Origin of the sequence: Streptomyces polyasparticus (genome assembly GCF_014493765.1) — a bacterium.
GTDB classification, from domain to species: domain Bacteria; phylum Actinomycetota; class Actinomycetes; order Streptomycetales; family Streptomycetaceae; genus Streptomyces; species Streptomyces polyasparticus.
On the sequence record NZ_JACTVJ010000004.1, the window covers coordinates 180,707 to 193,489 of the forward strand.

General features: G+C 70.0%; 10 protein-coding genes. 6 read left to right on the forward strand and 4 right to left on the reverse strand.

Features of this window, described 5'->3' with window-relative positions:
• The first annotated feature begins 26 nt into the window (after positions 1-26).
• Positions 27-509, forward strand: coding sequence for a hypothetical protein (locus tag H9Y04_RS05175; protein ID WP_187812462.1), 483 nt, complete (start codon positions 27-29; stop codon positions 507-509).
• A 13-nt stretch (positions 510-522) separates the two neighbouring features.
• Here H9Y04_RS05175 and H9Y04_RS05180 read toward each other — a convergent pair whose 3' ends face one another.
• The 4 genes from H9Y04_RS05180 to H9Y04_RS05195 all read right to left on the reverse strand — a co-directional run bounded on the left by H9Y04_RS05180 (position 523) and on the right by H9Y04_RS05195 (position 5,702).
• Positions 523-1,611, reverse strand: a complete 1,089-nt coding sequence (locus H9Y04_RS05180; protein ID WP_187812463.1) for an amidohydrolase family protein — start codon at positions 1,609-1,611, stop codon at positions 523-525.
• Positions 1,612-1,763: 152 nt separating this feature from the next.
• Entirely contained in the window at positions 1,764-4,052 is a 2,289-nt protein-coding gene (locus tag H9Y04_RS05185; RefSeq protein ID WP_187812464.1) for an MMPL family transporter, read from the reverse strand.
• A 220-nt stretch (positions 4,053-4,272) separates the two neighbouring features.
• Complete coding sequence (locus H9Y04_RS05190) at positions 4,273-4,626, reverse strand: hypothetical protein (RefSeq protein WP_187812465.1); 354 nt, start codon at positions 4,624-4,626, stop codon at positions 4,273-4,275.
• Positions 4,627-4,844: 218 nt separating this feature from the next.
• On the reverse strand, positions 4,845-5,702 hold the full coding sequence (locus H9Y04_RS05195; protein ID WP_308800904.1) for a heme o synthase: 858 nt from the start codon (positions 5,700-5,702) through the stop codon (positions 4,845-4,847).
• Between the two features lie 460 nt (positions 5,703-6,162).
• Here H9Y04_RS05195 and tkt point away from each other — a divergent pair, with 460 nt between their 5' ends.
• Genes tkt through pgl form a run of 5 tightly spaced genes read left to right on the forward strand, consistent with a single transcriptional unit; the run spans position 6,163 to position 12,780 of the window.
• Entirely contained in the window at positions 6,163-8,250 is a 2,088-nt protein-coding gene (tkt, locus tag H9Y04_RS05200) for a transketolase (protein WP_187812467.1), read from the forward strand.
• 43 nt (positions 8,251-8,293) lie between these two features.
• Entirely contained in the window at positions 8,294-9,412 is a 1,119-nt protein-coding gene (gene tal, locus H9Y04_RS05205; protein ID WP_187812468.1) for a transaldolase, read from the forward strand.
• A 4-nt stretch (positions 9,413-9,416) separates the two neighbouring features.
• Positions 9,417-10,946, forward strand: coding sequence for a glucose-6-phosphate dehydrogenase (gene zwf, locus H9Y04_RS05210; protein ID WP_187812469.1), 1,530 nt, complete (start codon positions 9,417-9,419; stop codon positions 10,944-10,946).
• A complete protein-coding gene (opcA, locus tag H9Y04_RS05215; RefSeq protein WP_187812470.1) occupies positions 10,943-11,998 on the forward strand; it encodes a glucose-6-phosphate dehydrogenase assembly protein OpcA in 1,056 nt (351 codons plus the stop codon). The genes zwf and opcA overlap by 4 nt, the downstream gene beginning before the upstream one ends.
• Positions 11,995-12,780: a 6-phosphogluconolactonase gene (pgl, locus tag H9Y04_RS05220; protein WP_187812471.1), complete on the forward strand. Its 786-nt coding sequence runs from the start codon at positions 11,995-11,997 to the stop codon at positions 12,778-12,780. The genes opcA and pgl overlap by 4 nt, the downstream gene beginning before the upstream one ends.
• The last annotated feature ends 3 nt before the right edge of the window (positions 12,781-12,783 follow it).

A 12,783-nucleotide genomic window follows, 5' to 3' on the forward strand; every position in this document is an offset into this window, starting at 1 on the left:
TTCGGAGCACAGAGAGGGTGGGGGCCGTGGGTGCCAGCGGTTGGGAGTACGTCACTCCGTACGAAGGGTCCGTCGAGGCATCGCTCGCGGCCCTGCACGCCCGGGTCTTCGCCGAGGACTACGGCGCGGACGACACGTACGAGACGCTCGACGACCTGTGGGACGACGAGGAGTTCATGGGCGAGGAGGGGACGCATTCCATCCTCGACATCCAGCGGGTGGTGTACACCAGCGCCCCTCCGGAAAGCAGCAACTTCGTCGACTACGGGACGCTGCGGCCCATCAAACCCGACCGTGTGAGGCATCACTTCGGGACCGAGCGGCCGACTCCCGCCCAGTTCGAGAGCCTGCTCGCCGAGGCCCGAGCCTCATCACGCCAACCCCGCAGCGGGGACAGCCTCCTCGCCGAACCGCACATGCGCTGGACCGGCCTCTACGTGCTCCTGTACGAAGCGGACGGCGCCCCCGAGCCGAGCCACGTAGGCATCTTCGGCTACTCCGGCGACTGACACCGGAGCCCGGTCAGGACGCGGCCAGCCCGTACACGCGCCGCGCGTTCCCCGCCGCGATCATGGCCGCCACGCGGTCCGCGTCCGACCGGGACCACGCGCCCTCCGCGACCCAGCCGCCGAGCACCCGCCCCAGCGCCTCCTGGAACAACCGGGCCGCCACCACGTGCAGTTCGGGCAGGCCCCGGGCTCCGCTGGAGAAGAGCAGCTTGCCGAAGGGGACGAGTTCGAGGATCTCGGCGAGCAGGGCGGTCGCGCGGGCGCCCGTACGGACGAGCGCGGGGCCCACATCCGCATAGACATGCGGGAAGACGCCGGCCAGATGGGCGGCGTGGCGGTGGTACGGATAGCCGTGCATCAGGACCAGGTCCGTGCCGAGCCCGGCCGTGGCCCGCGCGAACCGCGTGAGGTAGTCCTGCGGATTGCTCGCCCCCGAGTGCAGCTGCAGCGGCAGCCCGCTGGCCACCGCGATCCACAGCAGATGCCGCAGGAGTACGGGATCGGTCAGCTCACCGCCCACTTGGCGGGCCGCGAGCCAGCGTCCGGCCGCACCGCGCACCTCCCCCGCGTCCGGGGGTTCCGGCGCGAGCGCCAGCCCGTGCCGCTCGCCCGCGACCGACGTGAACGCCACCGCGGTGGACGCGGCGCCGTGCACCGACTCCGCGAGGTTGCCGAGAAAGGACTCCACCGTCCCCGACGTGTCCGCCACCTGCTCGGCGAGCAGCTCGAGGCGGACGATCTCATGCGCCGACGCCCCGCCCGCGGCGCCCAGTTCGGCCGGTCCGGTCAGATCGTCGGGCAGTCCCGTGTCGACGAGATACGCGGTGATCCCGCTGCCGCGCAGGAGCCGCCGGCCCGCCTCCACCACCCCCAGCTCACGGCGCCGCGCGAGATAGTGCGGCGCCGGACAGTGCGGTTCCAGGTCGAGCAGCGGCGGGCACCAACGGCGCACGGCGAAGCCCGTCTGCGTATCGAAGAAGGTCGTTCCCGGTGCGGGCGGGCCTTCACCGCGCCCGAGATGGGCCTCGAACGTGCCGAGCCCCAGCTCGGTGCGCAGCACGCCGTGGCAGTACTGGTCCACCAGGGACGGGGTGTCGATCATCCGGGGCTCCCTGTGCTGGACCGCTGTTTCCCTACGGTCCTAACGCCCCAGCACGCGCCAGGTGTTGCTCCCGCCGCTTCCGGCAGGTCAGACGCCGGTGTGCCGCCGGGACCGGGTCCCGGCGGCACACCGTGCACGTACTCGCGTATCGCTCAGAGCCGGGGCCCCACCGCGACCTCCTCACGGCGCGGCTCGGGCACCGCCGCCTCGTCGTGGGTCAGGTCCGGCATCCGGTCGAGCCACTTCGGCAGGTACCAGTTGCGCTCGCCGAGCAGGGCCATCGTCGCGGGGAGCAGCACTCCGCGGATGATGGTCGCGTCGATCAGGACCGCGGCCGCGAGGCCCACGCCCATCTGCTTCATCGACTGCATCGACAGCGTTCCGAAGATCGCGAACACGGCGACCATGATGACGGCGGCGCTGGTGACCACACCCGCCGTGGTGACGACGCCGTGCTCGATCGCGTCCTTGGTCGTCCGCCCCTTGAGGCGTGCCTCGCGGATCCGCGAGACCACGAACACGTGGTAGTCCATCGAGAGCCCGAAGAGGATCACGAAGAGGAACAGCGGCAGCCAGGTGATGATCGCGCCGACCCCTTCCGCTCCCACCAGGGACGCGCCCCAGCCGTGCTGGAAGACGGCCACGAGAATCCCGTACGCCGCCGCCACCGAGAGCAGGTTGAGCACGATCGAGGTGATCGCGACCGTCAGCGAACGGAAGGAGAGCAGCATCAGAAGGAAGGCGAAGACCACCACGAAGGCGAACACCGGGGTCACCGCGCCGACCAGCTGGTCGTTGAAGTCCTTCGAGCCCGCGACCTGACCGGTGACCGGGGCTTCGAGGCCCTCGACCTCGCCGAGGGTGGCGGGCCGCACCTCGTCGCGGATGAGCGACAGGCTCTTCTCCGCCGCGTCCTGGTCGGAGCCGCCGACCAGCGGTACGGAGATCAGGGCGATGTTCTGCTGCTCGCGCAGCTTGATCTCCACCGGACCGCGCGAGGCACCCGAGCTCACCGCCTGCTCACGGAAGTCGGCGAGCGCCGCCTTCACCTCGGGCGCGTTGATGTCCCGTGCCTTCACGACCACCTCGGCCGGCTCGGAGCCGCCGGGGAAGGCCTCGTTGAGACGGTTGTACGTGGCCACGATGGGCAGCGAGTCGCCGAACTCCTGGTCCAGGGTGAGGTTCTGGGTCTTCATGCCGAGTGCCGGCGCCGCCACCGCGAGCAGTGCACCCGCCGCGATCACCACGGAGAGGGCGGGCCTGGCGAGCACGGTCCGCAGGACCCGCTTCCAGAACCGGCTCTCGCCGTTCGCCGAACCGTTCGCGGAGCCCCCGTTCGCAGCCGCGGCCTTCTTGGCACCCCGCCGCTTCTCCGGGTGCAGGAACGGGATCCGGCCCTTCTCCACCCGGTGGCCGAGCAGCGAGAGCAGCGCGGGAAGGACCGTCACGGACCCCACCATCGCGACCGCGACCACCATCAGGGACGCAAGGCCCATGGCCTCGAACTCGGCGAGCCCGGTGAACAGCATGCCCGCCATCGCCACGCACACCGTGACACCGGAGACGATGATCGCCCGGCCGCTGGTGGCCGCCGCGATCTCCAGGGCAGTGCGGGCGTCGCGCCCGGCGGCCCGCTCCTCGCGCTCGCGGCGCAGATAGAACAGGCAGTAGTCGACCCCGACGGCCAGACCCACGAGCAGCATCACGGAGTTGGCGGTCTCGCTCATCGGCTGCAGATGGCTGACGATCGCCATCAGCCCCATGGTGGCGACGATCGCCGTCACCGCGAGAGCGACCGGGACCAGGGCCGCGACCACCGCGCCGAACGCCACCAGGAGGATGCCGATCGCGACCGGCACCGCGGAGTACTCGGCCCGCTGGAAGTCGCTGCCGAAGGCGTCGTCGAACTCCTTCTGCATGCTCGCGCCGCCGATCTCCTCGATCCACAGCCCGTCGTGCTTGTCCTGCACCCCGGCCACCGCGTCGAGCACCGGCTCGACCTCGCCCGCCGCGTCCTCGGCCTTGCCGCGCATGTCGAACTGGACCAGGGCGGTGCGCCCGTCCTTCGACACACTGTCGCTCTCGTACGGAGAGGTGATCCGCGTGGCCTTGCCGGTGGACTCGACCGCGGCCATCACCTCGTCCACGACCGCGCGGAACTCGGCGTCCGTCGCCTTGACCCCCCGGTCCTTGGCCTGGATCAGGACGCTTTCGCCGGCCGGTTCCTCCAGGCCCGATTCGTCCATGATCTGGGACGCCCGACGGGTCTCGCCCGGCAGGCTGTCGCTCTGGTCCACGTCCGCGCGGCCGACCGCACCGCCGATCCCCATGGCAAGCACCACGAAGAGCAGCCAGATGCCGACGGCCGCCCATCGGTGCCGTGCACTCCATCCGCCGGCCCTGGCCGCCAACCCGCGTACCGGCCTCGTCCGATTCCCCATGACGGGCTGTCCCCCTCGAAGTCGCTGCGTCCTGCTCGACTTCTCGAAGGTATGGGCCGGATAAACGCCGCACGTCCTGCCGTTTGACGAAGTACCCGCGCCCCGACTCATCCGTCCGGGGCCGCGCGTCTAGGCCTCAGGGAGGATGAACGCCCCTTACACGTAAGAGGCGTTCGTCAGGGGCACGGACCGCCCGCCGTCAGGACGGCGGGCCGCCCGCCTACTTGTTCCGGGGGCCGCCGACCTGCATGCCGGCCATCCGCGTCCACTCGTAGCGGCCGGTCTTCACACGCGCCGCGAACTCGCCGTCGAAGTCCTCGTGCACGGTGACCCCGGACTTGGCCACCGCGGCCACGGCCACGGCGTTGTCGGTCGCGAACAGATCGCCCCAGGCGCCGTCCTGGCCCACGAGCACGATCCGTGTGCCGCGCTCTCCGACGTAGGCGAGCTGCGCCTCGGCGCCGCCGTGCTCCTTGGCGAACGCGCCGATCCGCTTGGCCAGCTTGGCCGCGGTGCGCTCGTCCTTGGTGCCCTTGCCGTCCCGGGCCGCCGTCTCAGTCTCGGTCTCTGCCATGACCAGGATGCTACCGACGAGTAGCGCACCACGCGACGCCTGCCGCAAGTGGCCTGGGCCACTAACCAGCCCCTGCGGCGCTTGAGCAGATCCGAACGAAGTTCGGATGAGGGGGTCCGGGGCGCAGCCCCGGTTTCGGGAAGGGGCGGGGCGGGGAGAAAAGCCCGCCGCAGGCGCCCCGGACATCAGCCCAGCAGCACCCGCGGCCAAAACGCACCTCAGCGCAGGAACGGATCCACCGCGACCGCCACGAACAGCAGCGACACATAGGTGATGGACCAGTGGAACAGGCGCATCTCCTTGAGCTTCGCGCCCGAGACCTCCGCCTTCGCCCGGTTCTGCAGCGCGTGCGCCTCCCACAGCCAGAACCCGCCCGCGAGCAGGGCGACCACGGTGTAGAACCAGCCGGTGTAGCCGAGCGGGGTGAGCAGCAGCGAGGCGCCGACCATCACCCAGCTGTAGAGGACGATCTGCCGGGCGACCACCTTGTTGGAGGCGAGCACCGGGAGCATCGGCACACCCGCGCGGGCGTAGTCGTCCTTGACCTTCATCGACAGCGGCCAGTAGTGCGGCGGCGTCCAGAAGAACATCACGAGGAAGAGGATGACCGGCGCGTACGACAGCGAGTTGGTGACCGAGGACCAACCGATCAGGACCGGCATACAGCCCGCGATACCGCCCCACACGATGTTCTGCGAGGTCCGCCGCTTCAGGATCATCGTGTAGACGATCGAGTAGAAGAGCAGCGCTCCGAGCGCGAGCCAGGCCGACAGCCAGTTGACCGCGAAGCCGAAGAGCAGCGTGGAGCCGATCGCCAGGGCGATGCCGAAGGCGAGGCATTCGTTCGGGCTCACCATGCCGGTGACCAGCGGACGCTGCGACGTGCGCTCCATGAGCGCGTCGATGTCGCGGTCGTACCACATGTTCAGGGCGTTGGCCCCGCCCGCCGACAGATAGCCGCCGAGGCAGGTCACGAGGACCAGCCACAGGTCCGGCACACCCTGTTCGGCGAGGAACATCACCGGCACGGTCGTAATGAGCAGAAGCTCGATGATCCGCGGCTTGGTCAGCGCAATGAACGCCATGACACGGGCCTTGAACGGCCGGCGACTCGTGCTCGTAGTGTCAAGCACTCCCGCAGGACGGGACTCAACGGCCGTCACGCACACCCCTGACAGAGACTCCCAGCGAGCACCACGGAATGTCCGTTTCGATGTGAACACCCGGTAAAGGCTCGCGCGTACCAGGCCACTGTAGAGGTTGGCCATACCTCGCCCGTCGCGGGGGTGGGTCGTGTTGCCGCAGGCAGGCCGCGGCCTGCTTCGGGAGGCGGAACCACCCGTGGCCGGGCAGTCTGGAGGAGGATCCCGGCCACGTGCCGGGGTGCTCAATTGACGGGCGCTCCGCACCCATGTTTCACCGGTTGGATTGGCGGGTTGGGCGCGGAAAACAGCCGGTAGGCTCGACGAACATCCGGTCGGCGCACGCCGCCGGGTTTCGACATGTGGAGCATGTGGAGAGGAGCCCTGACCCAGGGTGAGCACCAAGCCGACCACCACAGACCTCGAGTGGACCGACCTCGACCAGCGCGCCGTAGATACGGGACGCATCCTGGCCGCGGATGCCGTACAGAAGGTCGGCAACGGCCATCCCGGTACGGCCATGAGCCTGTCCCCTGCCGCGTACACCCTCTTCCAGAAGGTGATGCGGCACGACCCGGCCGACCCGGAGTGGGTGGGGCGCGACCGTTTCGTGCTCTCCGCCGGTCACTCGTCCCTGACCCTGTACATCCAGCTCTACCTGGCCGGCTTCGGCCTGGAGCTCGATGACCTGAAGGCCTTCCGCACCTGGGGCTCGAAGACCCCGGGCCACCCGGAGTACGGCCACACCGCCGGCGTCGAGACCACCACGGGCCCGCTCGGCCAGGGTGTGGCCAACGCCGTGGGCATGGCGATGGCCGCCCGCTACGAGCGCGGCCTGTTCGACCCGGAGGCCGCCCCGGGCGAGTCCCCGTTCGACCACTTCGTGTACGCGATCGCCGGTGACGGCTGCCTGCAGGAGGGCATCTCCGCCGAGGCCTCCTCGCTCGCGGGCCACCAGAAGCTCGGCAACCTGGTCCTGCTGTGGGACGACAACCACATCTCGATCGAGGGCGACACGGAGACCGCGATCTCCGAGGACACCCTCAAGCGCTACGAGGCGTACGGCTGGCACGTCCAGCGCGTGGACCCGAAGCCGGACGGCGACCTGGACCCCGAGGCGCTCTACAACGCGATCGAGGCCGCGAAGGCCGTGACGGACAAGCCGTCCTTCATCGCGATGCGCTCGATCATCGCCTGGCCCGCCCCGAACGCGCAGAACACCGAGGCCGCCCACGGCTCGGCGCTCGGCGACGACGAGGTGGCGGCCACCAAGCGCGTGCTCGGCTTCGACCCGGAGCAGAGCTTCGAGGTCGCCGACGAGGTCATCGCCCACACCCGCGGCGCTCTGGCGCGCGGCGCCGAGGCCCGCAGCGAGTGGGAGAAGTCCCTCGCTGCCTGGCGCACCGCCAACCCGGAGCGCGCCGCCGAGTTCGACCGCATCAACGCGGGCGAGCTGCCAGCCGGCTGGGAGGAGAAGCTCCCGGAGTTCGAGACCGGCAAGGGTGTCGCCACCCGTGCCGCCTCCGGCAAGATCCTGCAGTCACTCGGCGCGGTGATCCCGGAGCTGTGGGGCGGTTCGGCCGACCTCGCGGGCTCCAACAACACCACGATCGACAAGACGAGTTCCTTCCTCCCCGAGGGCAACCCGCTGCCGGAGGCCGACCCGTACGGCCGCACGATCCACTTCGGCATCCGCGAGCACGCCATGGCCGCGGCCATGAACGGCATCGCGCTGCACGGCCACACCCGGATCTACGGCGGCACCTTCCTGGTGTTCTCGGACTACATGCGCAACGCCGTGCGCCTGTCGGCCCTCATGCACCTGCCCGTCACGTACGTGTGGACGCATGACTCCATCGGTCTCGGCGAGGACGGCCCGACGCACCAGCCGGTCGAGCACCTGGCCGCGCTGCGCGCGATCCCGGGTCTCAACCTGGTCCGCCCGGCCGACGCCAACGAGACCGCGATCGCCTGGCGCGAGATCCTGCGCCGCGGCAAGAAGGACTACGGCAAGTCCGCGCCGCACGGCCTCGCGCTGACGCGTCAGGGTGTGCCGACGTACGAGCGCAACGAGGATGCCGCCAAGGGTGGCTACGTGCTGTTCGAGGCCTCCAAGGAGACCCCGGACCTGATCCTCATCGCCACCGGTTCCGAGGTGCAGCTCGCCGTCGCCGCGCGCGAGGCGCTCGAGGCCGAGGGTGTCGCCACCCGCGTCGTCTCGATGCCGTGTGTCGAGTGGTTCGAGGCCCAGGACCAGGGGTACCGGGACAGCGTCCTGCCGCCGTCCGTCAAGGCGCGGGTTGCCGTCGAGGCCGGTATCGGTCTGACCTGGCACCGCTTCGTCGGGGACGCCGGACGCATCGTCTCGCTCGAGCACTTCGGTGCCTCGGCCGACGGCAAGGTGCTCTTCCAGGAGTTCGGCCTGACCGCCGACGCGGTGACCGCGGCCGCCAAGGAATCTCTCGCCGCCGTTCAGCGCTGACGCCCATAGACGCTTCATACGACACGTAGGAGATGCAATTTCCATGACAGACGCACTCAAGCGCCTCTCTGAAGAAGGCGTCGCGATCTGGCTGGACGACCTGTCGCGCAAGCGCATCACGTCCGGCAACCTGGCCGAGCTCATCGACCAGAGCCATGTCGTGGGCGTCACGACCAACCCGTCGATCTTCCAGAAGGCGATCTCTTCGGGCGACGGTTACGAGCAGCAGCTCAGCGACCTCGCCGCCCGCAAGGTGACCGTCGAGGAAGCCATCCGCATGATCACCACCGCGGATGTACGGGACGCCGCCGACATCCTGCGCCCGGTCTTCGACGCGACCGAGGGCCAGGACGGCCGGGTGTCCATCGAGGTCGACCCGCGCCTGGCGCACAACACCAAGGCCACGGTCGCCGAGGCCAAGCAGCTGGCATGGCTGGTCGACCGGCCGAACACGCTCATCAAGATCCCGGCCACCAAGGCGGGTCTGCCGGCGATCACCGAGACGATCGGCCGGGGCATCAGCGTCAACGTCACGCTGATCTTCTCGCTCGAGCGCTACCGCGAGGTCATGGACGCCTACCTCGCGGGCCTGGAGCAGGCGAAGGCCAAGGGCCTGGACCTGTCCAAGATCCACTCAGTGGCCTCGTTCTTCGTGTCCCGCGTGGACACCGAGATCGACAAGCGCCTGGACGCGATCGGCACCGACGAGGCCAAGTCCCTCAAGGGCAAGGCCGCGCTCGCCAACGCGCGTCTGGCGTACCAGGCGTACGAAGAGGTCTTCGGCTCCGACCGCTGGGGCGCCCTCGACAAGGCCGGCGCCAACAAGCAGCGTCCGCTGTGGGCCTCGACCGGCGTCAAGGACCCCGCGTACAAGGACACCCTGTACGTGGACGACCTGGTCGCGCCCGGCACGGTGAACACCATGCCGGAGGCCACCCTGGAGGCGACCGCCGACCACGGCGAGATCGTCGGCAACACCATCGCCGGCACCTACGAGCAGGCCCGCGCCGAGCTCGACGCCGTCGAGAAGCTCGGGATCTCGTACGACGACGTCGTACAGCTCCTCGAGGACGAGGGCGTCGAGAAGTTCGAGGCGTCCTGGAACGACCTGCTCAAGTCGACCGAGGCAGAGCTCAAGAAGCTCGCCCCTTCGGAGGGCTGACACCTTGACCGCACTCGGAGCCAATCCGCTCCGTGACGCAGCTGACCGACGGCTCCCGCGTATCGCGGGGCCGTCGGGCCTGGTGATCTTCGGCGTCACGGGCGATTTGTCGCGCAAAAAGCTGATGCCTGCCGTCTACGACCTGGCCAACCGCGGCCTGCTGCCGCCGGGCTTCTCGCTCGTCGGCTTCGCCCGCCGCGAATGGCAGGACGAGGACTTCGCGCAGGAGGTGCACGACGCGGTCAAGGAGCACGCGCGTACGCCCTTCCGCGAGGAGGTCTGGCAGCAGCTGATCCAGGGCATGCGTTTCGTCCAGGGCGACTTCGACGACGACAACGCCTTCGAAACGCTCAAGGCCACCATCGAGGACCTGGACAAGAAGCAGGGCACGGGCGGCAACTTCGCCTTCTACCTGTCCGTACCGCCCAAGTTCTTCCCGAAGGTCGTCCAGCAGCTCAAGAAGCACGGGCTCGCCGACCAGTCGGGCGACTCCTGGCGCCGCGCGGTGATCGAGAAGCCCTTCGGGCACGATCTCGCCTCCGCCAAGGAGCTCAACTCGATCGTGCACGAGGTGTTCGCGCCGGACCAGGTGTTCCGGATCGACCACTACCTCGGCAAGGAGACCGTCCAGAACATCCTGGCGCTCCGCTTCGCCAACACGCTCTTCGAGCCGCTCTGGAACCGGTCGTATGTCGACCATGTCCAGATCACAATGGCCGAGGACATCGGCATCGGCGGCCGCGCCGGCTACTACGACGGCATCGGCGCCGCGCGTGACGTGATCCAGAACCACCTGCTCCAGCTGCTCGCGCTGACCGCGATGGAGGAGCCCGCCTCCTTCGACGCGGATGCGCTCGCGGCCGAGAAGACCAAGGTGCTCGGCGCGGTCAAGCTGCCCGATGACCTGTCCACCGGCACCGTGCGCGGTCAGTACACGGCCGGCTGGCAGGGCGGCGAGAAGGTCATCGGCTATCTCCAGGAGGACGGCATCAACGCGTCCTCGAAGACCGACACCTACGCCGCGGTGAAGCTGCAGATCGACAACCGCCGCTGGGCGGGTGTGCCGTTCTATCTCCGTACGGGCAAGCGCCTCGGCCGCCGCGTCACCGAGATCGCGGTGGTCTTCCAGCGCGCGCCGCACTCCCCCTTCGACCACACCGCGACCGAGGAGCTGGGCCGCAACGCCCTGGTCATCCGGGTCCAGCCGGACGAGGGCGTCACCGTGCGCTTCGGCTCCAAGGTGCCGGGCACGTCGATGGAGGTCCGGGACGTGTCCATGGACTTCGCGTACGGCGAGTCCTTCACCGAGTCGAGCCCCGAGGCGTACGAGCGCCTCATCCTCGATGTCCTGCTCGGCGACTCCAACCTCTTCCCGCGTACGGAGGAGGTCGAGCTGTCCTGGAAGATCCTCGACCCGATCGAGCAGTACTGGGACAGCAACGGCAAGGCCGCCGAGTACCAGGCGGGCACCTGGGGTCCCGCCGAGGCGGACGAAATGCTCGAACGAGACGGACGGAGCTGGCGTCGGCCATGAAGATCGACCTCACGGACACCACCTCCAGCAAGATCAACAAGGCGCTCGTCAAGGGGCGCCGGGCCATCGGCACGCCCGCAGTCGGCATGGTGCTCACCCTCGTCATCGTCACCGACGAGGAGAACGCCTACGACGCGCTCAAGGCCGCCAGCGACGCCTCGCGCGAGCACCCCTCGCGCACGCTCGTGGTCATCAAGCGCGCCTCGCGCTCGCCCCGTGACCGCACCCAGTCCCGGCTCGACGCCGAGGTCAGGGTCGGCGCGGACGCGGGCACGGGCGAGACGGTGGTGCTCCGCCTGCACGGCGAGATCATCAACCACGCCCAGTCCGTGGTCCTTCCGCTGCTGCTTCCCGACGCCCCCGTGGTCGTCTGGTGGCCGGTGAACGCCCCGGTGTCGCCCGCCACCGACCCGCTCGGTGCGCTGGCCCAGCGTCGCGTCACCGACACGTACGCGGCCGAGCAGCCGATCCACGAACTGGCCGCGCGCGCCGATGCGTACACCCCCGGCGACACGGATCTGTCCTGGACCCGCATCACGCCGTGGCGTTCGATGCTGGCCGCGGCGCTCGACCAGGTGACCTGCAAGGTGACCGAAGTCGAGGTGGAGGGCGAGGAGTACAACCCCAGCTGCGAGCTGCTCGCGATGTGGCTGGCCGACCGGCTCGGCGTCACCGTGCGCCGCACCCTGTCGGCCGGGCCCGGTCTCACCGCGGTCCGGATGAGCACCGACTGCGGCCCGATCGTCCTCGACCGCGCCGACGGCTCCCTCGCCACGCTCTCCATGCAGGGACAGCCCGACCGTGCCGTGGCGCTCAAGCGCCGCGAGACGGCCGAGCTGATCGCCGAGGAGCTGCGGCGGCTCGACCCTGACGACACGTATGCGTCCGCGCTGAAGTTCGGCGTGGACCGGCTCGGCGAGCCGGTCTCGATGCAGACGGTGCCGCCCCTGGATGAGCCCGCTGCTGCCGAGGCCGCTCCCGCTGCGGAGAAGCCCGCGAAGAAGGCAGCGAGCGGCAGCGGTCGTACGGCGAAGAAGGCAGCGAGCAAGTGACCGGATCACCTCAGCTGGTCGTCCACCGCGACAAGGAACTGATGGCGCAGGCCGCCGCGGCCCGGTTGCTCACGAAGATCGTGGACGCCCAGGCCGCGCGCGGCTCGGCGTCGGTGGTCCTGACGGGCGGCCGCAACGGCAACGGGCTGCTCGCCGCGCTCGCCGCCTCCCCCGCCCGTGACGCGATCGACTGGTCGCGGCTCGATCTGTGGTGGGGCGATGAAAGGTTCCTGCCGGAGGGCGACCCGGACCGCAATGTCACGCAGGCCCGCGAGGCCCTGCTCGACGCGGTGCCGCTCGACCCGGCGCGGGTGCATGCGATGCCGGCCTCGGACGGGGCGTACGGGAACGACGCGGACGCGGCGGCGGAGGCCTACGCGGCCGAGCTCGCCGCGGCCGCCCGGCCCGAGAACCACGCCCAAGTCCCGTCGTTCGACGTGCTGTTGCTCGGCGTCGGGCCCGACACCCACGTGGCCTCGCTGTTCCCGGAGCACCCGGGCGTCCGCGAGACCGAACGCATGGTCATCGGCGTGCACGGCGCACCCAAGCCCCCGCCCACCCGCATCTCGCTGACGCTCCCCGCGATCCGCGCGGCGCGTGAGGTGTGGCTGCTCGCGGCGGGCGAGGACAAGGCGAAGGCCGCGGCCATCGCGCTGTCCGGCACGGGCGAACTCCAGGCCCCGGCCGCGGGTGCGTACGGCCGCAGCCGCACGCTGTGGCTCCTGGACTCGGCAGCGGCTTCGCAGCTGCCGCGAGCGCTGTACCCGCCGTCGCTCGCGTGATCT

What these genes read in the sequence shown, in the direction of transcription:
- H9Y04_RS05180 (WP_187812463.1), bottom strand. Translation starts at nt 1,611, where the DNA reads ATGATCGACACCCCGTCCCTGGTGGACCAGTACTGCCACGGCGTGCTG.
- H9Y04_RS05185 (WP_187812464.1), bottom strand. Translation starts at nt 4,052, where the DNA reads ATGGGGAATCGGACGAGGCCGGTACGCGGGTTGGCGGCCAGGGCCGGC.
- H9Y04_RS05190 (WP_187812465.1), bottom strand. Translation starts at nt 4,626, where the DNA reads ATGGCAGAGACCGAGACTGAGACGGCGGCCCGGGACGGCAAGGGCACC.
- tal (WP_187812468.1), top strand. Translation starts at nt 8,294, where the DNA reads ATGACAGACGCACTCAAGCGCCTCTCTGAAGAAGGCGTCGCGATCTGG.
- opcA (WP_187812470.1), top strand. Translation starts at nt 10,943, where the DNA reads ATGAAGATCGACCTCACGGACACCACCTCCAGCAAGATCAACAAGGCG.